The sequence below is a fragment of the Gordonia spumicola genome, from assembly GCF_009932475.1.
Lineage (GTDB): Bacteria > Actinomycetota > Actinomycetes > Mycobacteriales > Mycobacteriaceae > Gordonia > Gordonia spumicola.
On record NZ_BJOV01000003.1, the window covers coordinates 621,429 to 646,596 of the forward strand.

The 25,168-nt window shown below is 69.2% G+C and carries 24 protein-coding genes; 20 read left to right on the forward strand and 4 right to left on the reverse strand.

Annotated features, from left to right (window positions below):
- Positions 1-197 precede the first annotated feature (197 nt).
- The 7 genes from GYB83_RS08945 to GYB83_RS08975 all read left to right on the forward strand — a co-directional run bounded on the left by GYB83_RS08945 (position 198) and on the right by GYB83_RS08975 (position 7,146).
- Positions 198-1,430 carry a sensor histidine kinase gene (locus GYB83_RS08945; RefSeq protein ID WP_161895152.1) on the forward strand — a complete coding sequence of 411 codons (1,233 nt, stop codon included), beginning with the start codon at positions 198-200 and terminating at the stop codon, positions 1,428-1,430.
- Positions 1,427-2,197 carry a LytR/AlgR family response regulator transcription factor gene (locus tag GYB83_RS08950; RefSeq protein WP_161895153.1) on the forward strand — a complete coding sequence of 257 codons (771 nt, stop codon included), beginning with the start codon at positions 1,427-1,429 and terminating at the stop codon, positions 2,195-2,197. The genes GYB83_RS08945 and GYB83_RS08950 overlap by 4 nt, the downstream gene beginning before the upstream one ends.
- Before the next feature lies 1 nt (position 2,198).
- On the forward strand, positions 2,199-2,570 hold the full coding sequence (locus tag GYB83_RS08955; RefSeq protein WP_161895154.1) for a hypothetical protein: 372 nt from the start codon (positions 2,199-2,201) through the stop codon (positions 2,568-2,570).
- 124 nt (positions 2,571-2,694) lie between these two features.
- A complete protein-coding gene (locus GYB83_RS08960) occupies positions 2,695-4,374 on the forward strand; it encodes a sodium/solute symporter (protein ID WP_161895155.1) in 1,680 nt (559 codons plus the stop codon).
- On the forward strand, positions 4,374-5,006 hold the full coding sequence (locus GYB83_RS08965) for a hypothetical protein (RefSeq protein WP_161895156.1): 633 nt from the start codon (positions 4,374-4,376) through the stop codon (positions 5,004-5,006). The genes GYB83_RS08960 and GYB83_RS08965 overlap by 1 nt, the downstream gene beginning before the upstream one ends.
- 143 nt (positions 5,007-5,149) lie before the next feature.
- Entirely contained in the window at positions 5,150-5,515 is a 366-nt protein-coding gene (locus tag GYB83_RS08970) for a DUF485 domain-containing protein (RefSeq protein WP_161895157.1), read from the forward strand.
- On the forward strand, positions 5,515-7,146 hold the full coding sequence (locus tag GYB83_RS08975) for a monocarboxylic acid transporter (protein WP_161895158.1): 1,632 nt from the start codon (positions 5,515-5,517) through the stop codon (positions 7,144-7,146). The genes GYB83_RS08970 and GYB83_RS08975 overlap by 1 nt, the downstream gene beginning before the upstream one ends.
- 84 nt (positions 7,147-7,230) lie before the next feature.
- Here GYB83_RS08975 and GYB83_RS08980 read toward each other — a convergent pair whose 3' ends face one another.
- Positions 7,231-8,637, reverse strand: coding sequence for an amidase (locus GYB83_RS08980; RefSeq protein WP_161895159.1), 1,407 nt, complete (start codon positions 8,635-8,637; stop codon positions 7,231-7,233).
- 83 nt (positions 8,638-8,720) lie between these two features.
- On the opposite strand from GYB83_RS08980, the gene GYB83_RS08985 reads away from it, so the two are divergent.
- The 7 genes from GYB83_RS08985 (at position 8,721) to GYB83_RS09015 (ending at position 16,168) form a co-directional block, all read left to right on the forward strand.
- The gene (locus GYB83_RS08985) at positions 8,721-9,917 is read left to right on the forward strand and encodes an acyl-CoA dehydrogenase family protein (protein ID WP_161895160.1); all 1,197 of its coding nucleotides are present in this window, start codon (positions 8,721-8,723) and stop codon (positions 9,915-9,917) included.
- A gap of 19 nt (positions 9,918-9,936) precedes the next feature.
- A complete protein-coding gene (locus GYB83_RS08990; protein ID WP_161895161.1) occupies positions 9,937-11,046 on the forward strand; it encodes an acyl-CoA dehydrogenase family protein in 1,110 nt (369 codons plus the stop codon).
- Positions 11,047-11,097: 51 nt separating this feature from the next.
- Positions 11,098-11,559 carry an SRPBCC family protein gene (locus GYB83_RS08995; protein WP_161895162.1) on the forward strand — a complete coding sequence of 154 codons (462 nt, stop codon included), beginning with the start codon at positions 11,098-11,100 and terminating at the stop codon, positions 11,557-11,559.
- 81 nt (positions 11,560-11,640) lie between these two features.
- Positions 11,641-12,348: a phosphatidylserine decarboxylase gene (locus GYB83_RS09000; RefSeq protein WP_161895163.1), complete on the forward strand. Its 708-nt coding sequence runs from the start codon at positions 11,641-11,643 to the stop codon at positions 12,346-12,348.
- The gene (locus GYB83_RS09005) at positions 12,348-13,349 is read left to right on the forward strand and encodes a CDP-alcohol phosphatidyltransferase family protein (RefSeq protein WP_371865027.1); all 1,002 of its coding nucleotides are present in this window, start codon (positions 12,348-12,350) and stop codon (positions 13,347-13,349) included. The genes GYB83_RS09000 and GYB83_RS09005 overlap by 1 nt, the downstream gene beginning before the upstream one ends.
- A gap of 1 nt (position 13,350) precedes the next feature.
- Positions 13,351-15,600 (forward strand): AAA family ATPase, encoded by a 2,250-nt coding sequence (locus GYB83_RS09010; RefSeq protein WP_161895164.1) that lies wholly within the window; start codon positions 13,351-13,353, stop codon positions 15,598-15,600.
- 106 nt (positions 15,601-15,706) lie between these two features.
- On the forward strand, positions 15,707-16,168 hold the full coding sequence (locus tag GYB83_RS09015) for a hypothetical protein (protein WP_161895165.1): 462 nt from the start codon (positions 15,707-15,709) through the stop codon (positions 16,166-16,168).
- A gap of 102 nt (positions 16,169-16,270) precedes the next feature.
- Here GYB83_RS09015 and GYB83_RS09020 read toward each other — a convergent pair whose 3' ends face one another.
- A complete protein-coding gene (locus GYB83_RS09020; protein WP_161895166.1) occupies positions 16,271-16,693 on the reverse strand; it encodes a hypothetical protein in 423 nt (140 codons plus the stop codon).
- A 77-nt stretch (positions 16,694-16,770) separates the two neighbouring features.
- Here GYB83_RS09020 and GYB83_RS09025 point away from each other — a divergent pair, with 77 nt between their 5' ends.
- Genes GYB83_RS09025 through mnhG form a run of 6 tightly spaced genes read left to right on the forward strand, consistent with a single transcriptional unit; the run spans position 16,771 to position 23,293 of the window.
- Complete coding sequence (locus GYB83_RS09025; RefSeq protein ID WP_161895167.1) at positions 16,771-19,644, forward strand: Na+/H+ antiporter subunit A; 2,874 nt, start codon at positions 16,771-16,773, stop codon at positions 19,642-19,644.
- Positions 19,641-20,300 carry a Na(+)/H(+) antiporter subunit C gene (locus tag GYB83_RS09030; protein WP_161895168.1) on the forward strand — a complete coding sequence of 220 codons (660 nt, stop codon included), beginning with the start codon at positions 19,641-19,643 and terminating at the stop codon, positions 20,298-20,300. The genes GYB83_RS09025 and GYB83_RS09030 overlap by 4 nt, the downstream gene beginning before the upstream one ends.
- On the forward strand, positions 20,297-21,907 hold the full coding sequence (locus GYB83_RS09035) for a Na+/H+ antiporter subunit D (protein ID WP_161895169.1): 1,611 nt from the start codon (positions 20,297-20,299) through the stop codon (positions 21,905-21,907). The genes GYB83_RS09030 and GYB83_RS09035 overlap by 4 nt, the downstream gene beginning before the upstream one ends.
- Positions 21,904-22,713 (forward strand): Na+/H+ antiporter subunit E, encoded by an 810-nt coding sequence (locus GYB83_RS09040; RefSeq protein ID WP_161895170.1) that lies wholly within the window; start codon positions 21,904-21,906, stop codon positions 22,711-22,713. Before GYB83_RS09035 ends, GYB83_RS09040 begins: the two co-directional genes overlap by 4 nt.
- Positions 22,710-22,970 carry a monovalent cation/H+ antiporter complex subunit F gene (locus GYB83_RS09045; RefSeq protein WP_161895171.1) on the forward strand — a complete coding sequence of 87 codons (261 nt, stop codon included), beginning with the start codon at positions 22,710-22,712 and terminating at the stop codon, positions 22,968-22,970. Before GYB83_RS09040 ends, GYB83_RS09045 begins: the two co-directional genes overlap by 4 nt.
- Positions 22,967-23,293, forward strand: coding sequence for a monovalent cation/H(+) antiporter subunit G (gene mnhG / locus GYB83_RS09050; protein WP_161895172.1), 327 nt, complete (start codon positions 22,967-22,969; stop codon positions 23,291-23,293). The genes GYB83_RS09045 and mnhG overlap by 4 nt, the downstream gene beginning before the upstream one ends.
- A gap of 69 nt (positions 23,294-23,362) precedes the next feature.
- Here mnhG and GYB83_RS09055 read toward each other — a convergent pair whose 3' ends face one another.
- Both GYB83_RS09055 and GYB83_RS09060 read right to left on the reverse strand, forming a co-directional pair.
- The gene (locus GYB83_RS09055) at positions 23,363-24,496 is read right to left on the reverse strand and encodes a glutamate--cysteine ligase (protein ID WP_228461333.1); all 1,134 of its coding nucleotides are present in this window, start codon (positions 24,494-24,496) and stop codon (positions 23,363-23,365) included.
- 20 nt (positions 24,497-24,516) lie between these two features.
- Positions 24,517-25,125, reverse strand: coding sequence for a superoxide dismutase family protein (locus tag GYB83_RS09060; protein WP_161895173.1), 609 nt, complete (start codon positions 25,123-25,125; stop codon positions 24,517-24,519).
- Between the last annotated feature and the right edge of the window lie 43 nt (positions 25,126-25,168).

Sequence of the window (25,168 nt, forward strand, 5' to 3'; positions counted from 1 at the left end):
TCGAATATGAACTCGCGGAACCAGTCGGCTGAACAGATGACATACAGTCCGTGATCGACGCGTCTTCGTCTGCTCTCGTTAGCCCATAGCTCGCCGAGTCCGTCGCTCCACATGGGTCGAGCGTCCTCGATGCACGGGACGGTGTACGCGGTGGCAATGCGCTCCGCGGCGGCGGATACCGACTAGCGTCAGGACGCATGTCGGGCGAACTGATCACCATCGCGATCCTCGGGGTGGCGTTGGCCGCGTTGCTGGTCGCGATCGCCCTGCGGACGAGGAAGGTAGTGGCGACACCGCACGAGCGGGCCGTCTACGACACCCTGCAGACCGCGGCGCTGGCGGCGCGGCCCCTCCGCAGCGGGCTCACCGAACAGTCGGCAGCGGAGGCCGTCGGACCGCTGCTGGCGTTGACCTCGGCCGACGGCGTGGCCCTGTACGGGCCGGGCGCCGAACTCCTCGCCCGCGCGGGCGACGACGACCTGTGGACCCCGCCGATCATGACGGCGACCGCAGACCTCGCCGCGACGGCCCTGCGCGACCAGCGTCCGGCCGTCGAACGCGGACCCGGCGGGACCGCGGCCCTCGCCCGACACCTGCTGGCCGCTCCCCTGCTCACCGACGACATCAGCGCGGGAGTCCTCGTCGTCGCCTCGCTCGACGAGCCGGGTCCGGGAAGAATCGGCGCGATCACCGAGGTGGCCCGCTACGCCGCCAGCCAGTTGCAGCTCGCCGAACTCGACGCGTCCCGCGCACGCCTCGACCGCGCCGAAGTCCTGGCGCTGCGCGCACAGATCAGCCCGCACTTCATCTACAACGCGCTCAACACGATCGCGTCGTTCGTCCGCACCGACCCCGACCGGGCGCGCGAACTGATCCTCGACTTCGCCGACTTCACCCGCTACTCGTTCCGCGCGGCGGGCGAGTACACGGCGCTCGCCGACGAACTCCGCAACATCGACCGCTATCTGACCCTCGAACGCGCCCGCTTCGGGCCGGGACTCACCGTGAAACTGCAGGTGGCGCCGGAAGTGCTCGGCGTCGTCGTCCCGTTCCTGGCGCTGCAGCCGCTCGTGGAGAACGCGGTCCGCCACGGGCTCGCGGGGCGCAAGTCCGGGACCATCAGCATCGTCGCCCGCAACGAGGGCCCCGACTGCCTGCTGTCCATCGAAGACGACGGCGTCGGCATGGACCCCGAACTGCTGCGGACCGGAGCCATCGACGCACTCGACCCGGCAGGCCCGGAGGAGTCGGACGGCGCGCACGTCGGGCTCACCAATGTGGACCAACGTCTGCGGTCGGCGTTCGGCAACGACTACGGTCTAGTGGTCGACACCGCCGTCGGCGCGGGCACACGCGTGAGCATGCGGATCCCCAAGTTCGCGTCCGGCATCCGCGTCGACCCGGCCGCCGACGGGAGGGATGACCGATGACCGGACTGACAGTCCTCGCCGTCGACGACGAAGCCCCCGCCCTCGACGAACTCGCCTACCTCCTGAACAGGCACGACGCCGTCGCGGCCGTCATCACGGCGTCCGACGCGACAAGCGCCCTGCGCGAGCTCGCCGACCGGGACGTCGACGCCGTGTTCCTCGACATCTCGATGCCGGGCCTGTCCGGGATGGAACTCGCGGGCGTGCTCGCCAACTACGCGTCGCCGCCGCCGATCGTCTTCGTGACCGCGCACGACGACCGCGCCGTGGACGCCTTCGAGATCGGCGCCCTCGACTACCTGCTCAAGCCGCTCCGCGACGCCCGACTGCACCAGGCCGTCGACCGGGTGGTCGCCCACCTGGGGACCGCTGCCGACGAACCCGAGCCCGTCGTCGAGAGCGACGAGGTGATCCCTGTCGAGTCGGCGGGCGTCACCTCGCTCGTGCGACGCGACGCGATCTCCTGGGTGGAGGCCGTCGGCGACTATGCCCGACTGCACACCGACACCGGCCCGCACCTGGTCCGGGTGACCCTGTCGACCCTCGAAACCCGCTGGCAGTCGGCCGGTTTCGCCCGAGTGCACCGCAGTTACCTGGTGAATCTGCCGATGGTCGTCGGGCTCCGATCGTCCGGAACGACGACGATGGTCCGCGTCCAGGCGAACGGCCGGTCGGCCGCCGTCGAACTGCCCGTCAGCCGCAGACAGGTCCGCGAGCTGAAGGACCGCCTGGTCCGCGACCCGATGCGCACCATCCGCGGCGTCTGACATGCCCGACTTCCCGCCCCGCGAACGCGTGGTCCTGTCTCAACGACGCGGGGCCCGCATGGTGCGGACCCGTGTCCAGGTGGCCGAACAGAGCGGAGTCGGCGAACATCTCGTCCGCGGTCTGGTCCGCGCCCAACTGGCGCTGGCGGTCCGCCTCGGTCTGGCAGTCGTGCTGATCTTCGTCGCCATCCCTGTCCTCGGCGCGACCGTCGAACCGTTCGCCTCCGCCACCGTCGTCGGCATTCGGTTGAACTGGGTGATTCTCGGCGTCCTCCCCTACCCCGTCCTCTACCTCGCGGGCCGCCTCTACCTCCGCCTCGCCGAACAAGCCGAACGCGACTTCGAACGCCTCACCTCCGACGAGCCGTCGTGAGTGGCAACACGCTTCGACTCGCTGCGCTCGCTCAACGAACGGGGGAAGGAAGCCCAGCGGGGAGAGTCAGCCCGGTCGTTGAGCGAGCGAAGCGAGTCGAAGCGTCCATCCAGGACCACACCCGATGAGCGGGTGGACGCTGGCCGCGGTGATCGCCGCGGCCGCGGGAACCCTCGCCGCCGGCGCCTACGCGGGACGGGGCGCCCGCTCGACGTCCGACTTCCTCGTCGCCTCGCGCGGTATCGGCCCCGGCTGGAACGCCGCGGCCATCGCGGGCGAATACCTGTCGGCCGCATCGTTCCTCGGTGTCGCCGGGCTCGTCGCGAAGTACGGCGCCGACGCCCTCTGGTACCCGATCGGTTTCACCGCCGGGTACCTCGCGCTGCTGCTGTTCGTCGCCGCGCCGCTGCGGCGGTCCGGTGCGTACACGGTCCCCGACTTCGCCGAGTTCCGTCTCGCCTCGCCTCGCGCGCGCCGGGTGTCGATGCTGGTGGTGGTCGGCATCTGCGTCCTCTACCTGGTGCCGCAATTGCAGGGCGCGGGCCTCACCCTCGACATCCTGCTCGGCCTGCCGTCGTGGATCGGCGTGCTCGCGGTCGGACTCCTGGTGATCGTCAACGTGGTCGGCGGCGGCATGCGGTCGGTGACGTTCGCGCAGGCCGCGACCTACTGGCTCAAGTTGACGGCGATCGCCGTGCCTGCCCTCGCGATGGCGGTCCTCTTCCTCGGCAGCCCGCACCGGCTGGGTGATCCGGTTCCACCGCATGTGCAGACCGCGACGACGGTCGACGTCGGTCGCACCGTCTCCGTCCGCATCGACGATCCGACCGGCGTCCTGATCGACGGAGCCCCGACCGTGCGCGGCGTCGTGACCGTCGCCGAGGGCTCGACGATCCGACTGGCCGCCGGAGCCCAGACTCCCATCGTCTCCGGCATCCCGCGGACGGGCGACGCCTGGGCGTCGTCCGGCGGCGGCCTCGGCGGCGACCACCCGATGTACCAGGTGCTGTCCCTGATGGTCGCGACGTTCCTCGGCGCGATCGGCCTGCCTCACGTACTGGTCCGGTTCTACACGAACCCCGATGGTCGGGCGGCCCGCCGGACCGCTCTCAACGTGATCGCCGCACTGTCGGTGTTCTACCTGTTCCCGACGATCCTCGGCGCTCTCGCCCGGGTGTGGACACCGCAGATCCTGTCGACGGGCAACGCCGACGCCGCCGTCCTGCTCCTGCCGTCCGCCGCACTCGGCGGAGTGTGGGGCACGCTGCTCGGAGCCCTCGTCGCCGCGGGCGCGATCGCCGCGTTCCTCGCGACGTCGTCGGGTCTGCTGGTGTCGATCGCCGGTGTCATGTCGACCGATCTGCTGCCCGCGGGCGTCCGCAGCTTCCGGATCTGTGCGGTCGTCGGGGGACTCGTCCCGATCGGGTTGGCGTTGAGCGCCGGGTCGTTGGAGCTGTCGCGGTCGGTCGGCCTCGTGTTCGCCGTGTCCGCCGCCACGTTCTGTCCGCTGCTCCTCCTGGGCATCTGGTGGCGCGGTCTCACCGCGACCGGAGCCGTCACCGGACTCGTCGTCGGCGGCATCACGTCGATCACATCCGTCACCCTGGTGGCCGTCGACGTGCTCGACGGCTGGCCCGGCGTGATCGCCGACTATCCGGCCGCCGTCACCGTGCCGTTGACGTTCGCGGTGATGATCGGAGTCAGCCGAATGACACGCGCGACGGTTCCCCCGCGGGTCGCCGGTATCTTCGCAGCCATGCATGTACCGGAACGTCTCGGTCTCGGGGTGGAGAGGACTCCCTGATGGGCGCCGGGGGTGCTGGGCTCATCCTCATTCTCGTCCCGCTGATGGTGGTCATCGTTCTGGTGGGCACGCTCCTGCTCGTCATCGCCTGGAACACCCGCGGCGACAAGCACTCCCGGACCACGGCGATCATCGGCGGTGTGCTCATCGGAACCGTGGTCCTCCCCGTCGCCGGAGCCCTGTTCTTCGGGGCCATCGCCGGGGTCTTCCTCAACGACCCGAAGACCCTCGTCGTCGATCTCCGCAGTCCCGCCAACGCCTCCGAGCTGGGTGGCACCCCGTTCGAAGGTTCCGACACGATCCGCGAATTCACCTCCGAGAACATCGATCTCACGCTCCCCGACGGCTCCACGTTCACGGCGCACGATGTGACGATCTCCGTCCATACAGACACCTCCGATCGCATCGAGTTCGTGTCGATCAACCGCCGCCTCACAGAGCCCTGGGGCGACGCCGTCGACACTCTCCGCGACTGGTCGCACGACCTCGGCGTGGCCGTTCAGACGCCGACGCGCCACGACGTGCAGTGGGAGCAGTCGGCAGAGTCCGGCGGCGCCGTCGTCGACCTGCGCCTGTATCCGACGAGCGCTGGGAACGGCACGGTGTACCTCACGGTCCGACTCGACCGCTGACCGTTCGCCGACGACGACGGACCGTTCGTCGCACCGTCGACAGACCTCGTCGATCAGCTCACAACTTCTCTCCTGTGTGACACCGGTCTCGTTCATGCTCATCGCATGCGATTCACAGTCAACTCACCAGCGAAGGAGTGATCGTGTCCGACCAGCCTCCCGCCAGGCTCGAACCGTCGCCCGACGAGTTCCTCGTAGCCCAGGCCAGCCCCGAATTCACCAAGCTCCGCGCGAGTCTGCGGCGCTTCGTCTTCCCGTTGTCGGCGTTCTTCCTCATCTGGTACGGCGTGTACGTGCTGCTCGGCGCGTTCGCGACCGACTTCATGGGCACCAAGGTGTGGGGCAACATCAACGTCGGTCTCATCCTGGGTCTCCTCCAGTTCGTGACGACGTTCGCCATCACGTTCGCCTACGTCCGGTTCGCGAACCGAGACCTCGATCCGCAGGCGGACGCGATCCGCCAGAAGTTCGCCGACGGCGAGTACGCCGCGGTCGCGAAGGAGAAGTGATGACCACCCGACTCGCAGCAGCCGAAGCCGTCGGCAATCCGACCGTCAACATCTCGATCTTCATCGCCTTCGTCGCCATCACGATGTTCGTGGTGATCAGGGCCAGCCGCAAGAACACGTCGGCGTCCGAGTTCTTCACCGCGGGCGGCGGCTTCTCCGGCCCGCAGAACGGCATCGCGATCGCGGGCGACTACCTGTCGGCCGCCAGCTTCCTCGGCATCGCGGGCGCCATCGCCGTCTACGGCTACGACGGCTTCCTGTACTCGATCGGCTTCCTCGTCGCGTGGCTCGTCGCCCTGCTGCTGGTGGCCGAACTCCTCCGCAACACCGGTCGGTTCACGATGGCCGACGTCTTGAGCTTCCGCCTCAAGGAGCGCCCGGTCCGCATGGCGGCCGCCATCTCGACGCTCGTCGTGTCGCTGTTCTACCTGCTGGCGCAGATGGCGGGTGCGGGCGGCCTCGTCGCGCTGCTGCTGAACATCCACTCGAAGTCGGGTCAGGCGATCGTCATCGCCGTCGTCGGCGTCCTGATGATCGTGTACGTCCTGATCGGCGGCATGAAGGGCACCACCTGGGTGCAGATCATCAAGGCCGTCCTGCTGATCGCGGGCGCCGCGATCATGACGGCGATCGTGCTGATCAAGTTCGGATTCAACATCTCGCACCTGATGGGTGAGGCCCAGAGCATGTTCACCGGCTCGTCCGACTCGAAGGTCGCCGCGCGCGACGTCCTGGCGCCCGGAGCCAAGTACGGCGGGTCGACGGAGTCGAAGATCAACTTCCTGTCCCTCGGTCTCGCCCTCGTCTTGGGCACCGCGGGTCTGCCGCACGTCCTGATGCGCTTCTACACGGTCCCCACCGCGAAGGAAGCACGACGCTCCGTCGTCTGGGCGATCACCCTGATCGGTGCGTTCTACCTGTTCACGCTGGTCCTCGGCTACGGTGCGGCCGCACTCGTCGGCCCGGAGAAGATCCTCGGCGCGGCGGGCGGCGAGAACGCCGCGGCCCCGCTGCTGGCCCTCGAACTCGGCGGCACGGTCCTGCTCGGCATCATCTCGGCGGTCGCGTTCGCGACGATCCTCGCCGTGGTCGCCGGTCTCGCGATCACCGCGTCGGCGTCGTTCGCCCACGACATCTACGCTTCGGTCATCAAGCGCGGCCAGGCGTCGGAGACCGATCAGGTCCGCGTCTCCCGGATCACCGTCGTCGTCCTCGGCGTCGCGTCGATCGTGCTCGGCATCCTCGCCAACGGGCAGAACATCGCGTTCCTCGTCGCCCTGGCGTTCGCGGTGGCGGCGTCGGCAAACCTGCCGACCATCGTGTTCTCCCTGTACTGGCGCCGGTTCAACACCCGCGGCGCACTGTGGAGCATGTACGGCGGTCTGATCTCGTGCATCGTCCTGATCGTCTTCTCGCCCGCCGTCTCCGGCACCGCGAAGTCGATGATCAAGGGCTCCGACTTCCACTGGTTCCCGCTCGAGAACCCCGGCATCGTGTCGATCCCGCTGGCATTCGTCCTCGGCATCGTCGGCACTCTGACGTCGCGCGACCGCGGCAATCCCGCCAAGAACGCAGAGATGGAGGTCCGCTCCCTCACCGGAGTCGGAGCCGAGGGCGCCGTCGCCCACTGACCTCTTCGCCGAACAGTCACCGCTCCGGGGCGGCGATGCTCTCACGAGTATCGCTTCCCTGGAGCGGTGACTGTTAGGACGGCCCTAGGCGGACTGAATGCGGGCGAACGGCCTGGCGGCTTCGAGTTCGTACGACAGTTCCAGAAGGGTGCGTTCGTCGCCGAGGTCGGCGGAGAAGTGGATACCGATCGGGAGACCGGTCGAGGTCTGCGCCAGCGGAAGCGAGACGGCGGGGGTGCCGCTCACGTTGTTGGCCGGCGTGAACGACACGTAGTCGACGAGCTTGGCGAACACCTCGTCGAAGTCACCCGCGGGCGAGAGGACGCCGATCTCGGGGGTCACGTGGGCCAGGGTCGGCGACAGGACGACGTCGAAGTCGTCGAACAGGCTGCGGAACGCCGCCGTCCCCTTGTGGAGGCCGCGGATCGCCAGCGGAGTCCGGTAGAAGCGTCGCGCGAAGCGATTCGACAGTCCGCGCGTGAACGGGTCGATCTGCGAGTTGTCGAAACCCTTGCCGATCGTGAACCTGCCGAGTCGGTCGATGCCGAACGCCATCAGTGCCCAGTAGTCGGAGAAGTCGTCGATGAACGACCGATCGACGGGCAGCGGGACCGTCGTCACCCGGTGACCGAGCGACTCGAGCAGTTCGACGGTGCCGTTCACGGCCTTGTCGGTGTCGCGGTCGAGGAGGCCGCCGGTGATCGGCGCGTTGACCAGCGCGATCCTCAGCCGTTTGTCCCCCGGCCCCTGGACGTCGCCGATCGCGGGCATCCCCGCCGCCGGGTGGCGGCGTTCGACGTCGGCGAGAAACGCGGCGCTGTCGCGCACGGACCGGGTGACGACGCCATTGCTGACCAGGTCGATCGGGAGACTCTTCGCCATCTCCGCCGGAGCCGTCCGCCCTCGGGTGGGTTTGAACCCGACGAGGCCGCACGCCGCGGCCGGGATGCGGATGGAGCCGCCGCCGTCGTTCGCGTGCGCGATCGGCAGCACACCCGATGCGACGAGGGCCGCCGCGCCGCCCGACGACGCACCCGACGAGAAGTCCGTGTCCCACGGGTTGCGGGTGGGATCCCGGTCGACGAACTCGGTGGTCGCGGTGAGCCCGTACGCCGGAGTCGTCGTGGCGCCGATCATGTTGAGGCCGGTCTCGACGAGTTGGTCGGCGAACGGCTCGTTCTCGGACGCCTTCACGTCGGGGGTGGCCGCCGACCCGTTGCGGGTGGCGATCCCGGCGAACGCCGTGTTGTTCTTCACGGCCGACGGGACCCCGGCGAAGACGCCGCCGAACGATCCGTCCGCGCGGGCGACCGCCCGGTCGCGGTCGTCGACGGCGACGGCGTTGAGCTGCGGATTCACCGCGTCCAACCGCGCGAGCGACGCGTCAAGCACCTCCCGCGCGCTGACCTCACCGGATGCGATCCGCCGGGCGACGCCCACCGCGTCGAACTCGCCGAGTGCGTCGTCGCGAAATGCGTGAACGTGTCTCATGGTCGCTCAGCCTACTTTCCCGGCCGGTAGTGTCTCGCGCCACCACGTGACGTGACGCACATCCACACGGTAGGAGTAGAGGCATGCAGCTGCGATTCACCCCAGAGGAAGAAGCCTTCCGGACCGAGCTTCGAGAGTTCTTCACCACCGAGATCCCCGAGGACATCCGGCGACGCAACGCCGAGGGCAAGACGATCTACCCGGACGACATCGTCACCACCACCCAGATCCTGAACAAACGCGGCATCGCGGTCCCGGCCTGGCCGGTGGAAGCGGGCGGGCAGGACTGGACGCCGGTGCAGCATCACATCTGGCGCGAGGAGATGGCCCTCAACTTCGTCCCCGACCTGCTGCCGTTCAACGCGGGCATGGTCGGCCCGGTGATCGCGCACTTCGGCAACGACGCGCAGAAGGAACGGTTCCTCCCGATCACCCGCAACCTCGACCTGTGGTGGTGCCAGGGCTTCTCCGAGCCGGAGGCCGGCTCGGACCTCGCGTCGCTCAAGACCCGCGCGGTCCGCGACGGCGACCACTACGTCGTCAACGGCCAGAAGACGTGGACCACACTCGGTCAGTACGCCAAGTGGATCTTCATGCTCGTCCGCACCGACCCCGACGTGAAGAAGCAGGCGGGCATCAGCTTCCTGCTCATCGACCTCGACACTCCCGGCATCGAGATGCGCCCCATCCAGCTGATCGACGGCGGGTACGAGGTGAACGAGGTGTTCTTCAGCGACGTCCGCGTCCCCGTCGAGAATCTCGTCGGCGAGGAGAACCAGGGCTGGACGATCGCGAAGTTTCTGCTCGGCAACGAACGCTCGGGCATCGCCCGCGTCGGCTACACGAAGACCAAGCTGGCGCGCGCCAAGGAGCTGGCTTCTGGGATCGCCACGCCGAACGGCACCCTGCTCGACGATCCGGCCATCTCGTCGCGCCTCGCCGACTTGGAGAATCAGCTCCTCGCCCTGGAGATCACTCAGTTGCGCGTGGTCGCGGGGTCGGCCAACGGCAAGCAGAACCCGGCGTCGTCGCTGCTGAAACTGCGCGGCTCGGAACTGCAGCAGCAGGCGATGGAACTGCTCGCCGACATCGCGGGCCCCGACTCGCTGCCGGTCGCCGGAGTGGACTCCGCGGCCGCCAACGGGACCGCCGACGTCGACTCCCCCGCGTGGGCGCAGCTGACCGTCCCCACCTACCTCAACTACCGCAAGGTCACGATCTACGGCGGCTCGTCCGAAGTGCAGCGCCAGATCATCGACAAGGCCGTGCTCGGCCTCTAGCGACATCAGGAGAACTTTCATGGAATTCGATCTGTCCGAAGAACAGGTGATGTTGCGCGACACCGTCCGCGACGTCCTGACCTCCCACTACGACGTGGAGACCCTCCGCTCGGTCACCGACACCGACGTCGGGTGGAGCCCTGACGTGTGGCGCTCGCTCGCCGAGATCGGCATCCTCGGCCTCGTGTTCAGCGAAGACGACGGCGGCATGGGCGCGGGCCACGAGGAACTCTCGGTGGTGATGGGCGAGCTCGGCGCCAGCCTCGCACCGGAGCCGCTGCTCGGATCGGTGGTGGTCCCCGGCCTGCTGGTGTCGCGGACCGCCGACGCCGCGACGCGCGCCGACATCATCGGCGGGCTCTCCGCGGGCGAACGGATGCTGGCGTTCGCGCACACCGAGCCGAGGGACCGCTGGCCGCACGCCGCGGTGGCGACGACCGCGGTCGACGGCCGTCTGACGGGAACGAAGACCCTCGTCGACCACGGCGACGTCGCCGACACGTTCGTCGTCTCCGCACGTGAGCAGGACGGCGCCATCGGCCTGTACCTGGTGGCGGCCGACGACGTCACGCGCACCGCGTACCGCACTCACGACCGCAGGCGGGGTGCACAGATCGAGCTCGCAGACACGCCCGGCACACGTCTGGGCGACGGCGACGCGTCGCAGGTCATCGCCGACGTCGAGGTCGCGACGCAGTCGGCGCTCTGCGCGGAGGCCGTCGGCGCGATGACCCGCGCGCTGGCGCTCACCGTCGACTACCTGAAGACGCGCAAGCAGTTCGGCGTCCCGCTCGCCACGTTCCAGGCGCTCACGCACCGCGCCGCCGACATGTACGTCTCGAACGAACTCGCCCAGAGCATGAGCACGTATCTGACGGCGTCGTTGGCCGACGGCGACTACGACCCGGTCACGGCGTCGCGCGCCAAACTGCAGATCTGCCGCAGCGGACGGCACATCGGCCAGGAGGCGATTCAGATGCACGGCGGCATCGGCATGACCGCCGAGTACCCCGTCGGCCACTACGTCAGCCGCCTGACCGCCATCTCCCACACCCTCGGCGACGCCGACGCCCACCTCGCTCGACTGTCGGGCAGGGTGTCCGAGTACGACATGGTGACCGTCGGCTGAGGCGGCCGTCACGCTACCGCTCGTCACAGCAACTGGTTTAGGGTGACGGGCATGGCTGAACCCATCATCGAAGACTCGATCGACGTCAACGCATCCCCCGAGGCCGTGTGGTCCGTGATCAGCGACCTCAAGCGCATGGGCGAGTGGAGCCCGCAGTGCAAGAAGATGGTCGTGCTCGGGGGCGACGTGCGCCAGGGCGCCCGCACCGTGAACCTGAACCGCCGCGGCCCGCTCTTCTGGCCGACCAGCGCGAAGGTCGTCACCTTCGATCCGAACCGGGAGATCGCGTTCCGGATCGCCGAGAACCACACCGTGTGGTCGTACCGGATCGACCAGACCGAGGGCGGCGTCCGCGTCACCGAGACGCGCACCGCGAAGGACGGCAAGACCACCGCGGTCTCGGCGTTCCTCGTCGACAAGGTGTTCGGCGGCAACGACTCCTTCGAGGACGAACTGCGCGAGGGCATCCGCGAGACGCTCGGGAAGATCAAGCGCGCTGCGGAAAGCGTCTGACCGCTGCCCTAGACTCGGGAGCAATGATTCCCGCTCCCGGCGTCTGACACGGCCGGAGCCCGACCTAGAAGGAGCCTGAAGGTGGCACGACGCCCCAAAGGTCCCGACGCACGCACCGGCATCGGCCACCTGATCGACCTGTTCAATCAGACGGTCCCGCCGATCCATCCGAAGGGCCTGCCGTTCGTGGCCGCCCCCGCGGCGGTCGCCGTCCTGGCCCGCGACAACCCGTGGGTGGCGCGCCCGGCGATGGCTCTCGCCGGCGCGTCGGCGCTGTTCTTCCGTCATCCGTCCCGCGTCCCCCCGACGGGCGCGGGACTGGTGGTGGCGCCGGCCGACGGCACCATCGCGCTCGTCGACGAGGCGATCCCGCATCCCGAACTCGGCCTCGGCGATCAGCCGCTGCCGCGCATCTGCACGTTCCTGTCGGTGTTCGACGTCCACGTGCAGCGCGTCCCGATCGCCGGCCGCGTCCTGTCGGTGGTGCACAAGCCGGGCGAGTTCCTGTCGGCCGACCTGCCGGAGGCCAGCACCGCCAACGAGCGCACGTCGATGACCATCGCGACTCCCGACGGCCCGCAGGTCGGCGTGGTGCAGATCGCCGGGCTGCTCGCCCGCCGCATCGTCAACGACGCAGCGGTCGGCGACGACCTGGTCCTCGGCGACACGTACGGCCTCATCCGGTTCGGTTCCCGGGTGGACGTGTTCCTGCCCGCGGGCACCGTCCCGAAGGTGGCCGTCGGCCAGCGCGCCGTGGGAGCCGAGACAGTCTTCGCGGACCTGAGCTGATGGCCGACGGACCGTCCCGTCTGGGCCGACGCCGCCGCGACGGCGCACCTCGTCGCCGCATGCGGGTGGCCGGTCGTGTTCGCGGAGCCGACAGCGAACGTCGTCGCCGTCACCTCCGCGACGGCCGCATGTTCCTGCCGTCCGCGCTCACCATCCTCGCGGTGTGCGCCGGTCTGAGCGCGGTCCGGTTCGCGGGCGAGGACAAGGTCGATCTGGCGCTCGGGTTGCTCGTCGTGGCCGCGGTGCTCGACGGCCTGGACGGCCGCGTCGCGCGCATGATGGACGCGACGACCAAGATCGGCGCGGAGATCGACTCCCTCGCCGACGCCATCAACTTCGGTGTCGCGCCCGCGCTGATCGTCTACTCGGCCGTCCTCGTCGGCACCGACGACTCCGCCAAGGACATCGGCTGGATCCTCGTCCTCATCTACTGTGCGGCGATCGTCCTGCGCCTGGCTCGGTTCAACACGCTGCTCGACGACGATTCCGCTCCGGCCTACACGAAGGAGTTCTTCGTCGGCGTGCCCGCGCCGGCCGCCGCCGTGATGGCGTTGCTGCCGGTCGGCATGATGCAGCACTTCGGCGAGGGCTGGTGGACGTCGACCGCGGCGGTCGGATCGTGGATGGTCTTCGTCGCGCTGCTGGCGGTGAGTCGGATCCCGACGTTGTCGTTCAAGACGGCGCGAGTGCGCCCGAGCGCCCTGGCGGGACTGTTGATCGTCGTCGCCGCCGCGGCCGCACTCCTCATGACTTTCCCGTACCTGCTGATGCTGATCGGCGTCGCCGCGTACCTGCTGCACATGCCGTTCGCGTGGCGCATGCAGCAGCTCGTCGCTGCTCGCCCCGAGCATTGGGAGGTGTCGGCCCGCGACCGCAGGCTGCAACGCCGCGACGAGCGTCGTGCGGCGGGCGGCGGCGTGGTGCGACGCCGCGTGACACCGCGTACCTCGTCGGCCCGACTGGGCCTGCGTCGCCCGTCCCACCGCAGCGACGAGCAGTGACGTGACAGGGCCGTCGCTCGCGCTGACCGCGCGGTTGAACGTGTCCGCGGCCGATTCGCGCCGCGGCCTGGTCCGCGTGCATCCGGAAGTGTTGACGGCGCTGTCGCTCCGCGAGTGGGACCCGATCTCGCTGACCGGGGCCAGGACTGTCGCCGCGGTGGTGGCACGGGCATCCGACGACGTCCCGCCGGGCACCCTTCTGCTCGACGACATCACGTTCTCCAATCTCGGCATCCGGGAGAACACCCAGGTCGTAGCCGGTCCCGTCACGGTGTACGGCGCGTCGCGGGTCGCGGTGACGGGCTCGTCCGCGGCGGTGTCCGGGGTGTCGGACGCGGCGTTGCGTCGCGCGCTGCTCGGGAAGATCGTGTCGGTCGGCGACGCCGTCTCCCTGCTTCCTCGCGACCTCGGCCCCGATCTGACGGCCAGCGAGGCGACCCGTTCGATGGCGTTGACTCTCGGCATCACGTGGACCAACGAGCTGCTGACGGTGACCGCGACCGATCCCGCCGGGCCGGTGAGCGTGCAGACCAACACCGCGGTCGTGTGGAGCCCCGCCCACGCACCTTCGCCGCCCGTCGAGCCCCATCAGTCCGTCGAGCCCCATCGGTCCGTCGAGCGCAGTCGAGACGCCTCCCAGCCCGTCGAGTCTCCCCGGCTCGTCGAGCGCAGTCGAGACGTGACCTCGCCGCCGCGCCCGGTCGCGGAGTTGGTCGGCGTCGACTCGCAGACCGCGCGGTTGTCGGAGTGGCTGTCGGTGACGCTCGACTCGCCGGACATCTTGACGGCGCTCGGGGCGCAGCCGCGCCTCGGCGTGCTGGTGACCGGTCCGGCCGGGGTCGGCAAGGCCACCGTGGTCCGCTCGGTGTGCGCGCATCGCCCGTTCGTCGAGGTCGACGGCCCGACGACCGGCGCGTTGGCCGACGAGGGACGTCGTCAGGCGGTCGCCTCGGCGATCGCGCGCCTACAGGCGCAGGGTCCGGGCGTCTTGCTGATCACCGACGTCGACTCCCTGGTCCCGGTGGACGGCGACCCGGTGTCGACGTTGATCCTCGACGACCTGAGGTCGGCGATCGCGGGCGGCCGGGTGGCGCTGGTCGCGACGAGCGCGGATGCGACGAAGGCCGATCCCCGACTGCGGGAGCCCGACCTGTGCGACCGCTCCTTGACCATCGGGCTGCCGGACGCCCCGTTGCGCGCGAAGCTGCTGGCGGCCATCCTGCGCGGTGTGCCGACGGACGGCGATCTCGACCTCGACGACATCGCCGCGCACACTCCGGGTTTCGTGGCCGCCGACCTGGCCGCGGTGGTCCGCGACGCCGCCCTGCGGGCCGCGGCCCGAGCGGCCGCCGACTCGTCGACTCCGGCGCTGCGCACGGCCGACCTGTCGGAGGCGTTGACGGTGGTGCGACCCGCGTCGCGGCTGGAGTCGCCGGATGTGGCGCTCGGCTCGATCACGTTGGACGACGTCGGCGACATGGTGGAGACCAGACAGGCCCTCACCGAGGCCGTGCTGTGGCCGTTGCAGCATCCGGACACGTTCGCGAGGTTGGGCGTCGACCCGCCGCGCGGGGTACTGCTGTACGGCCCGCCGGGTTGCGGCAAGACGTTCCTGGTGCGGGCGCTCGCCGCGTCGGGCCGACTCTCGGTGCACACCGTCAAGGGCGCGGAACTGCTGGACAAGTGGGTCGGCGCGTCCGAACGCGCGGTCCGCGACCTGTTCACGCGGGCCCGCGAGTCGGCTCCGTCGTTGATCTTCTTGGACGAGGTGGACGCGCTCGCTCCGCGCCGCGGCGGGTCGACGGATTCGGGCGTCGCGGATCGGGTGGTCGCGGCGTTGTTGACCGAGCTCGACGGGGTGGAGCCGCTGTCGGACGTCGTCGTGCTGGGTGCGACGAATCGGCCCGACCTGATCGATCCGGCTCTGCTGCGGCCGGGACGGCTGGAGCGGCTGGTGTTCGTCCCGCCGCCGGATGCGGCCGCGCGCGCCGACATCCTGCGCGCGTCGTCGCGGAGCGTGCCGTTGGACGGGATCGATCTCGACGCGCTCGCCGCCGAGTTGGACGGCTATTCGGCCGCCGACTGTTCGGCGCTTCTCCGGGAGGCCGCGTTGGCCGCGATGCGCCGGGACATCGAGGCGGCCACGGTCACCTCGGCCGATCTGGATGTGGCGCGCGCAGCGGTCCGCCCGTCCCTCGACGCCGATCAGGTCGCCGAACTCGAGGCGTACGCGGAGCGTCGTCGCGGCTGAACGGCCAGGACACCCGCACGGCGTTCCCAGCCGGTTGCCAGGTTCGTGGGGTTGTCTGGTACTCGACAGCGGCCGCCGCGCCGCATGACGAGAAGGATTTCCACAGATGAGCGACCCCAAGGATCAGACACCCGCTGACCCGACCACCCCGCTGCCCGTCGACGACCCGACCGCCCCGACCGAGCCGGTCGCCGCCGAGCCCGCGCCGGTCCCGCAGGCCTCGGCCGCCGCGCCGAAGGCTCCGGTCGTCGTACCGGTGCAGCGCCGCTTCCTGATCGCCGGTTCGGTCGTCGGCGCTCTCGCCGTCGTCGGCCTCGCGTTCGGCGCCGGGTACATGGTCGGCGATCGGGGCGGCCACGACTCCGACAGACACGACCGCCAGATGTCGCGCTTCGAGGAGCGGTCGGGCCAGAACGGCCGCTTCCCCGGCATGGGCCAGTTCCCCGGTCAGGGGCAGTACCCGAGCGACGACCAATTCCCCGGTCGCCGCGGCCGTCAGCAGCAGGACCTGCCGACCGACCCGAATCAGACACCGTCGTCGACGACTCCGTCCGCCGTCCCCGGCTGATCCTCTCCACACCCGAACTCCGGCGACCACATCCCCGCCCGGTCGCCGGCCCCGCAGCCCCGTCGCAGCCCCCGATGCGACGGGGCTGCGTCATGCGGGCGGCTACTTGGTCTTGGTGACCTGATAGAACAGCGTCGACGGTCCGGCCGAGGCGTCGGCGGACACGCCGACGCTCACCCAGAGGGTGCCGCCGTCGACGCTCTTGGAGAGGGTGACGGTCTGATTCGACGCGTCGCCCGTGCGGTCCGACTCGGTGAAACCCTCGTCCGTGAGCTTCTTCGTCGCGTTGACGAGGGCGTTCCCGTCCGCGGCGCTGCCCTGGACGGTCAGCCGCCACACGCCGTCCCGGCCCGACGCCGACAGCAGAGCACCGTCGACCAGCGGCACGTCGTCGGACGGGAAGTCGGACGGAAGCGCGACGCCGGGACGATCGGATCCTTTGTCGTCGTCGCCGCACGCGGTCAGTGCGACGCCGCCGAGGACGAGGACGAGCAGGGCGGCGCAGACACGGAGGACAACGTTCATAGTCGAAACGGTAGAGTAGGAGGCACGAGAACCACAGTTCCGACACCCCGCCCGCCCCAGACACGACGGAGTGCCCCTTGATCGCAGTGATGATCGCGCTGGCTATCGGCGCACTCGCATCACCCCCGATCATGAAACTGTGCGGAACGCGCGGGTTCTACATCCTGGCGTTGATGCCCGCCGCGGCACTCGTCTGGGTGATCTGCCACTGGCCCGACCCGAACGCCCAGCCGCGCACGGAACGACTCACGTGGGTGCCCGCGCTGCAGATGGACATCGACGTCCGGTTCGACACCTTGTCGGCGATCCTCTCGGTGCTCATCCTCGGCGTCGGATCGCTCGTCCTCGTCTACTGCGCCAACTACTTCGACACCATGCGCCGCCGCGTCGAGACGTTCGGCGGCGAGATCGTCGCCTTCGCCGCCGCCATGTTCGGGCTCGTCGTCAGCGACAACACACTGGTCCTGTACGTGTTCTGGGAAGCGACGACGGTCCTGTCGTTCATGCTCGTCGGCTTCAACATGGTCCGCGCGACGTCCCGCCGCGCCGCGACGCAGGCCCTGCTCGTCACCACGTTCGGCGGCCTCGCGATGCTCGTCGGCATCATCATGCTCGGCGAACGCACCGGCAGCTACCTGCTGTCCGACCTGCTCGCCCATCCGCCGACCGGCGGTCTGTACATCGACGTCGCCGTCGTCCTCATCCTCGTCGGAGCGATCTCGAAGTCGGCGATCGTCCCGTTCCACTTCTGGCTGCCCGGCGCGATGGCCGCCCCCACACCGGTCAGCGCCTACCTGCATGCGGCCGCGATGGTCAAGGCGGGCGTCTACCTCGTCGCCCGTCTCGCACCCGCGTTCTCGGACCGGCTGAGCTGGCAGGTGCTCGTCATCGGGCTCGGACTGGTGACGATGCTGCTCGGCGGCTGGCGTTCCCTCCGCGAACGCGACCTCAAATTGATCCTGGCCTTCGGCACCGTCTCCCAGCTCGGCTTCATGATGGTGCTCGTCGGCATCGGCGACGCCGGCGTCGCGATGGCCGGCCTGTCGATGGTGATCGCTCACGCCCTGTTCAAGGCCTGCCTGTTCATGGTGGTCGGCATCATCGACCACTCGACCGGCACCCGCGACATCCGACTGCTCGCCCGCCTCGGCCACCGCCTGCCCGTCCTCGCGGGCATCGCGGCCGTCGCGGGCGCGAGCATGGCCGGACTGCCGTTCACGTTCGGTTTCGTCGGCAAGGAGACGGCGTTCGGCTCCGTCTGGAACACCGGAGCCCTCGACACGTGGGCCGCCTACGTCGTCGACATCACCCTGCTGGTCGGTTCGATCATCACGTTCGCCTACACGACGCGATTCCTGTGGGGCGCGTTCGGCCGCAAGGTCCGCACCTTCCCGACCAGGCCCGTCGCCGCGCTGCACCCGCCGAACGCCGCGTTCCTCGCTCCGCCCGCGGTCCTGGCCGCGACGGGCGTGGTCGCCGCATTCGCCGCGGGCTGGGTCGGCGATCAGTTCGTGCCCTACGCGAGCACCCTCCCCGACTACGGCCACGAGCTCGAGCACCTCGCCATGTGGCACGGCTTCGGGCTCCCGATCGTGTTCTCACTGATCGTCGTGATCTGCGGAACGTCCCTGTTCCTGTTCCTGCGCAAGCGCCGTCGGACGGTGTTCAAGAACCCGCCGCCCCTCAACGCCGACCGCGTGTACGACGCCACTCTCCGCGCCGCCGACTCGGCGTCGTTGTGGGTCACGCGATACACCCAGCGCGGTTCGCTGCCGCTGACGCAGGCCGTGATCCTGTCTACGGCCGTCCTGCTCCCGGTCGCCGCCCTGGCTCTCGGCAACCGCGACGCGCTGCGCGTCCGCGGGTTCGACACCGCCGAACAGGCCGTCGTCGGCGTGCTGATGGTGGCGTCGGCGCTCGCCGTGACGGTCCTGCGCAATCGTCTCGCCGCGACCCTCGTCGTCGGACTCACCGGCTACGGCTGCGGAGCGATCTTCGCGATGTACGGGGCGCCCGACCTCGCCCTCACCCAGTTCCTGGTGGAGAGCGTGACGCTCGTCGTCTTCGTGCTCGTGCTGCGCAAACTCCCCGCCGAACCGGCGTCGCGACACACCACCGGTTTCAAGCCCGCCCGCGCCCTCATCGGCGCGGCGTTCGGCGCGATGCTCGTGGTCATCGGCCTGTTCGCGGCCGCCGCCCGCTCCACACAGCCCCTGCAATTGCGGCTGGGCGACGCCGCGTACACGTTCGGCCACGGCTCCAACACGGTGAACGTCCTGCTCGTCGACGTCCGCGCCTGGGACACCCTCGGCGAGGTGTCGGTCCTGATCGTCGCCGCGACCGGCGTCGCGTCGATGGTCTTCCGCAGCCGCCGGTTCGGGGCAGTCCCCCGCGTCACCGACGCCGCCCGACTGCAGGCTGGCCTCGCCGACGACGACGTCGTCAACGATCGCACCACCTGGCTGCGCGGCAGCGAGTTCCGCGACCCCCGCCACCGCACGATGGTGCTGGAGGCGACGACGCGCGTCGTCTTCCCGACCCTGGTGATCCTGTCGCTGTACCTGTTCTTCGCAGGCCACAACGCGCCCGGCGGCGGCTTCGCAGGCGGCCTCGTCATGGGTCTGGCCCTGGTCCTGCGCTACCTCGCGGGCGGACGCTACGAACTCGGCGAGGCCCTGCCCGTCGAGGCCGGAACCATCCTCGGCACGGGCCTGCTGATCTCCGCGACGACGGCCGTCACGTCGCTGTTCCTCGGGGCGCCTGCCCTGTCGTCGGCCGTCGTCGACCTGCACCTGCCGATCTTCGGCGACGTCCACATCGTGACCGCGCTGTTCTTCGACCTCGGCATCTACCTGATCGTCGTCGGACTCGTGCTCGACGTCCTGCGCAGTCTCGGAGCCCGCCTCGAGACGCCGGACGACGCCCCGATCAGCTCGGAGGCGCTCCGATGAGCATCAACCTCGGCCTCTTGATCATCGCGGGAGTCCTCGCCGCGACCGGCGTCTACCTGCTGATGGAACGCAGCCTGATCCGCATGCTCTTCGGGCTCATGCTCGTCGGCAACGGCATCAACCTGCTGGTCATCACCCTGTCGGGCCCGCCGGGGAACCCGCCGATCCGAGGCCGCAGCTCGGCCGGGCAGACCAGCGTCGCCGATCCCCTCGCGCAGGGCATGGTGCTGACCGCCATCGTCATCACGATGGGCGTCGCGGCGTTCGTGCTCGCCCTGACCTATCGCCTGTTCATTATCAACCGGCGCCCCGACACCGAGGCCGACGTGGAGCCGACGTCCACCGAGACGGGCGTCGACGACGACATCCAGGACGATCCCGAAGACCTCAAGATCGCCACCAGCACCTTGCAGAACTTCCCCGACCGAGACCGGTCCGACGATCCGCTCACCGGAGCCGACACGGTCGCAGGCGACTTCTTCGACGACCACGGCAACCCGCTCACCGCAGAGGAGTTCGAGAAGGTGCACCGCGGCGTCATCGAGACCGACCTCATGCCCGAGGACGCCGACCTCATCGCTCACCTCGTCGAGGACGGCGACGACATGCCCGAAGACCCCGACGACGAGACGGTGGCCGGGGGTGACGATCGATGATTCCCCAGGCCTCCTGGATCGGTGTGCTCATCGTGCTGCCGACACTCGCACCGATGCTCGGCGCGGGTGTCACCCTGCTGCGCGGCCGGAGCCCCAACGTCCAACGCCCGGTGACCGTCGGCGCGATCACCGTCGCCCTCGTGGCATCGGCGATGATGCTGTACCTGACGAGCGTCCACGGCACGTTCGCCGTGCACATCGGCGGCTGGGGCGCGCGCGACGGCGGCGACTCACCGCTCGGCATCACGCTCGTCGTCGACCGGCTCGCCGCCCTGATGCTGGTGGTGTCGACGACGGTTCTGCTGTGCGTCGTCGTCTACGCCATCGGGCAGGGCATCCGCGACGGCACCACCGAACAGCCGGTGTCGATCTTCCTGCCGACCTACCTGATCCTGACGGCAGGCGTGTGCAACGCGTTCCTGGCGGGCGACCTGTTCAACCTGTACGTGTCGTTCGAGGTGCTGCTCGCCGCGTCGTTCGTGCTGCTCACGCTGGGCGCCAGCGCCGAACGTGTGCGTGCGGGAGCGTCGTACGTGATGGTGTCGATGGTGTCGTCGCTGATCTTCCTCGCCGGCATCACGTTCGCCTACACCACCACCGGAACACTGAATCTCGCCGAGATGGCCGTCCGGCTCGACGACGTGCCCGACGGCACCCGCAATGCGCTGTACGCGGTGCTGCTCGTCGCGTTCGGCATCAAGGCCGCCGTCTTCCCGCTGTCGACGTGGCTGCCCGACTCGTACCCGACCGCGCCCGCACCGGTCACCGCGGTGTTCGCCGGCCTCCTCACCAAGGTCGGCGTGTACGCGATCATCCGTGCGCACTCGCTGCTGTTCCCCGGCGGGACGATGGACACGGTCTTGATGATCGCGGGCCTGTTGACGATGCTCGTCGGCATCTTCGGCGCGATCGCCCAGTCGGACATCAAACGTCTGCTGTCGTTCACCCTGGTCAGCCACATCGGCTACATGATCTTCGGCATCGCCGTCGGTTCGGTCGAGTCGACGTCGGCCGCCATCTACTACGTGGCCCACCACATCCTCGTGCAGACGACCCTGTTCCTCGTCGTCGGACTCATCGAACGACAGGCCGGCTCGTCGTCGTTGCGACGGCTCGGCGGCCTGATCGCCAGTCCGCTGCTGGCCGCGCTGTTCCTGATCCCGGCCCTCAACCTCGGCGGCATCCCGCCGTTCTCCGGATTCCTCGGCAAGGTCGCACTGTTGCAGGCGGGCGCGGCGCAGGGCTCGGTGCTGTCGTGGATCCTCATCGCGGGCTCGGTGATCACCAGCCTCCTGACGCTGTACGTCATGGCCCGCATCTGGACGAAGGGCTTCTGGCGGGCCCGGGCCGACGCCCCCGAGGGCGACCTCGCCGCGAGCACCCCGTCGGCGCTCGTCGAAGAGGGCACCGACGTGCTCGTCGTCGACCGCGAAGACGTCGGACGCATGCCCGTCACGATGGTCGTCCCGACGGCCGCGATGGTCGCCTGCGGTCTCGCGTTGACGATCTGGGCCGGACCGATCTTCGAGTTCACCGACAGCGCAGCGCACGCCGTCCTCGACCGCACCGACTACATCGGCGCCGTACTCGGGAGGGCCGCACCGTGAGCAACACGCCGTACCCCGACCGTCCCCATGTCGCGCCCCAGGACAAACGCCTGATCCCGTCGCTCGCGGGCAGGCTGTGGCGGGCGGCCCTGCTGTGGTTCGCATGGCCCACCGTCAAGGCCTACGTCTGGCTCAACGAGCATCTCAAGTTCCCGGTGTGGGCCGGCGGCGACCTGCGCGAGTTCGCCCTGCGGCTGTGGGGCCTGTTCTGGCTGGCGTTCGTCTGGGTGCTGCTGTGGGGCGACATCACGTGGGGCAACATCGTCGTCGGAGTCGTGCTCGGCATCGTCGTGATGACGGTCCTGCCGCTTCCCCGAGTGCCCGTCGAGGGTCGCATCCACCCGATGGCGGCGATGCGACTCCTCGGCTCGCTCGTCGTCAACTTCATCTCGTCGAGCGCCCAGGTCGCGTGGGCCGCGGTGAAGCCGGGGCCGCCTCCCCTCGGTGCGGTGGTCCGCGTCCACATCGCCATCAAGTCCGACCTGGTCCTCACCCTCGCCGTGAACTACATCAACCTGGTGCCGGGGACGATGGTCGTCGAGATCGATCACCTGCGACGCATGCTGTACGTCCACATCTTCGATGTGAGCAAGCAGCGATACATCGACACGTTCTTCAAGCAGATGGCGTACGTGGAGCGTCAGTTCATCAAGGCCTTCGAACGCGACTCCGAATGGCATCCGAGCCCCTTCCACGGCATCGACGACGACTATCACCACGTCCCGTTCAGCGATCGCCAGCGGGTCGCCGAGGACAGCGACGGCGGACGTCGCGGGCTGTTGCGTCGACGGAAGGACGACCGGTGACCTACGTCTGGACCGTCGCGGCGACGATGCTGCTCATCGCCGTCGTGCTCACCACCTACCGCACGCTCCGCGGACCGTCGACGCTCGACCGTCTCGTCGGCGTCGACGCGATCGTCGCGATCCTCATCTGCGGTCTCGCCGTGTGGGTGGCCGCGACCGGCGACACGACGATCGCCGCGGGAATCGTCGTCTTGAGCCTGGTCAGCTTCATCGGCTCGATCGCCGTGGCCCGTTTCCGCAGGAGGGACGACGAATGATCCGCGACATCCTCTCTGCCGTCTTCGTCCTCTCCGGCTCGCTGCTGGCGCTGACCGCCGCGATCGGCATCGTCCGCTTCCCCGACACGCTCAGCCGCATGCACGCCGCGACGAAACCGCAGACGTTCGGGATGATCCTCGTGCTCATCGGCACTCTGATCCAGCTCCGCGGTCACCCCGACAGCGGGATGCTGATCCTCACGGGACTGTTCACCCTGCTGACGGCTCCGGTCATCGCACAACGCGTCGGACGGCTCGTCTACCGCGAACAGCGCATCGACGAACATCTCCTCGACGAATCGCAACTCCGCCGCCGTTCCTGAGCCGCAATAGTCACGCGGTGGTCGTGTACAAACACGACCACCGCGTGACTTTTCCGGGTATTCGGTGAGTCAGTCGAGCTCGGCGACGACGGACGCGACGACGTCGCGGAGCGAGCCTGTCCGCTCGAACACCTCGTGCTGCCGTTTGTAGCTGATTCCGCGTGCCACGATGTCGGCGACGGACGCCAGCTCCTCCACACAGCCGAGGGAGGCCGCCACCGGTTCCAGGCGGACCAGCAGGTCGGCGAGGTCTTCGGTGACGAGACGTTCGGCGCAGTCGGCGTCTTCGATGATGATCGCGTCGATGCCGTAGCGCGCGGCCCGCCACTTGTTCTCCTGCACGAGCCACGGCGCCATCTGGGGAAGCGTCTCGCCCGCGGTGAGACGACGGTCCAAGTCGACGATCAGGCAGTGGATGAGCGCGACGATCCCGGCGAGTTCCCGCCTATTCGACACGCCGTCGCAGACCCGGACCTCGATGGTCCCCAAGTGCGGAGACGGTCGGATGTCCCAGCGGATCTCGTTGAGATGATCGATGATGCCGGTGGTCTTCTGGTCGGCGGCGAACGCCTCGAACTCGTGCCACGTCTCGAATTGGAACGGCAGTCCGGCCGTCGGCAACTGCTGGAACATCATCGCGCGGTTGCTCGCGTAGCCGGTCTCGTGACCGGCCCACATCGGCGACGACGCCGACAACGCCAACAGGTGCGGATAGTACTTGAGCAGCGACGACAGGATCGGAAGCACCTTGTCGCGGTGACTGATCCCGACGTGCACGTGCACGCCCCAGATCAGCATCTGTCGTCCCCACCACTGGGTGCGGGAGATCAGTTCCGCATACCGGTCGCCTTCGGTGAGCTGCTGGGCCGACCACTCCGCGAACGGGTGCGTGCCCGCGCCGTACAGATCGACGCCGATCTCGTCGGTGAGTCCGCGCACCACGTCGAGCGTGGCTCCGAGGTCGGCCATCGACTCGCCGACGGTGCGACAGACACCGGTGACCAACTCGACGGTGTTCCCGAGGAGTTCCCGATGGATCTGCCCGGACCGGTCCACTCCGCGACCCTTGACCAGTTCGAAGAAATCGGACGCGGCGTTGGTGAGGTCCCGCGTGTCACGGTCGACGAACGCGAGTTCCCATTCGACGCCGAGGGTCGGTTCCGGCGACCCGACGAAGGGGATCGGAGTGATCGGGACGCCCACGTGTCGCTGCTCGGCGCCGGTCAGACGTTGCCTGCGATGAGGCCGCAGGCCTCTCGCTGAGTGCCGTCGTTGTCGCCGACCTTGTGGACGATGAGCGCCTTGCCCCGGATGTCGTTCACCGTGAACGCGTCCGTGGTGACGCTGCCCGTGGCGGTGCCGTTCTTGAGGACGGTGACCGAACCGAGGTCGCCGCTCTCCGGCTTGCCGGTGTGGCCGCCGACCTGCAGGTGTCCACCCGCCGTCGAGAAGTTCGTCGACGCGTCGCACTTGCCGACCTCGTGGATGTGGATGCCGTGGGCTCCGGGCTCGAGGCCCGACAGCTTGAAGGTGACGGTGACGGCGTCGCCCTCGGCGGAGAAGGTGGCCGAGCCGACGCTGCCGCCCTTGAGGTCGGCCAGGGTCACGGTCGCGGCGTCGCTGTCCGAACGCTTGACGCCCGCGTTGACCTCATCACCCGGCTGCACCTGGTCGCCGGTGATGACGGCCGGGCGCGTGGTCAGGTTGTTCGGCTGATCCGAGGGGTGCTCGTCCGGCGAGCAGCCAGCCAGGACGGCTGCTGCGGCACCGGCAGCGGCGACGACCGCCAGAACACGGGTGGTCGAGATTCCGGTGAGGTTACGGGCGGACATGTCGCTCCTTAGATCGCGTGGTGAGAGGGCTGAGAGTCAAGTT

What these genes read in the sequence shown, in the direction of transcription:
- GYB83_RS08995 (WP_161895162.1), top strand. Translation starts at nt 11,098, where the DNA reads ATGGCTGAACCCATCATCGAAGACTCGATCGACGTCAACGCATCCCCC.
- GYB83_RS09035 (WP_161895169.1), top strand. Translation starts at nt 20,297, where the DNA reads ATGATTCCCCAGGCCTCCTGGATCGGTGTGCTCATCGTGCTGCCGACA.
- GYB83_RS09015 (WP_161895165.1), top strand. Translation starts at nt 15,707, where the DNA reads ATGAGCGACCCCAAGGATCAGACACCCGCTGACCCGACCACCCCGCTG.
- GYB83_RS08960 (WP_161895155.1), top strand. Translation starts at nt 2,695, where the DNA reads ATGAGCGGGTGGACGCTGGCCGCGGTGATCGCCGCGGCCGCGGGAACC.
- GYB83_RS08955 (WP_161895154.1), top strand. Translation starts at nt 2,199, where the DNA reads ATGCCCGACTTCCCGCCCCGCGAACGCGTGGTCCTGTCTCAACGACGC.
- mnhG (WP_161895172.1), top strand. Translation starts at nt 22,967, where the DNA reads ATGATCCGCGACATCCTCTCTGCCGTCTTCGTCCTCTCCGGCTCGCTG.
- GYB83_RS09060 (WP_161895173.1), bottom strand. Translation starts at nt 25,125, where the DNA reads ATGTCCGCCCGTAACCTCACCGGAATCTCGACCACCCGTGTTCTGGCG.
- GYB83_RS08965 (WP_161895156.1), top strand. Translation starts at nt 4,374, where the DNA reads ATGGGCGCCGGGGGTGCTGGGCTCATCCTCATTCTCGTCCCGCTGATG.
- GYB83_RS08985 (WP_161895160.1), top strand. Translation starts at nt 8,721, where the DNA reads ATGCAGCTGCGATTCACCCCAGAGGAAGAAGCCTTCCGGACCGAGCTT.
- GYB83_RS09030 (WP_161895168.1), top strand. Translation starts at nt 19,641, where the DNA reads ATGAGCATCAACCTCGGCCTCTTGATCATCGCGGGAGTCCTCGCCGCG.
- GYB83_RS08990 (WP_161895161.1), top strand. Translation starts at nt 9,937, where the DNA reads ATGGAATTCGATCTGTCCGAAGAACAGGTGATGTTGCGCGACACCGTC.
- GYB83_RS08945 (WP_161895152.1), top strand. Translation starts at nt 198, where the DNA reads ATGTCGGGCGAACTGATCACCATCGCGATCCTCGGGGTGGCGTTGGCC.
- GYB83_RS09005 (WP_371865027.1), top strand. Translation starts at nt 12,348, where the DNA reads ATGGCCGACGGACCGTCCCGTCTGGGCCGACGCCGCCGCGACGGCGCA.
- GYB83_RS09020 (WP_161895166.1), bottom strand. Translation starts at nt 16,693, where the DNA reads ATGAACGTTGTCCTCCGTGTCTGCGCCGCCCTGCTCGTCCTCGTCCTC.
- GYB83_RS08950 (WP_161895153.1), top strand. Translation starts at nt 1,427, where the DNA reads ATGACCGGACTGACAGTCCTCGCCGTCGACGACGAAGCCCCCGCCCTC.
- GYB83_RS08980 (WP_161895159.1), bottom strand. Translation starts at nt 8,637, where the DNA reads ATGAGACACGTTCACGCATTTCGCGACGACGCACTCGGCGAGTTCGAC.
- GYB83_RS08975 (WP_161895158.1), top strand. Translation starts at nt 5,515, where the DNA reads ATGACCACCCGACTCGCAGCAGCCGAAGCCGTCGGCAATCCGACCGTC.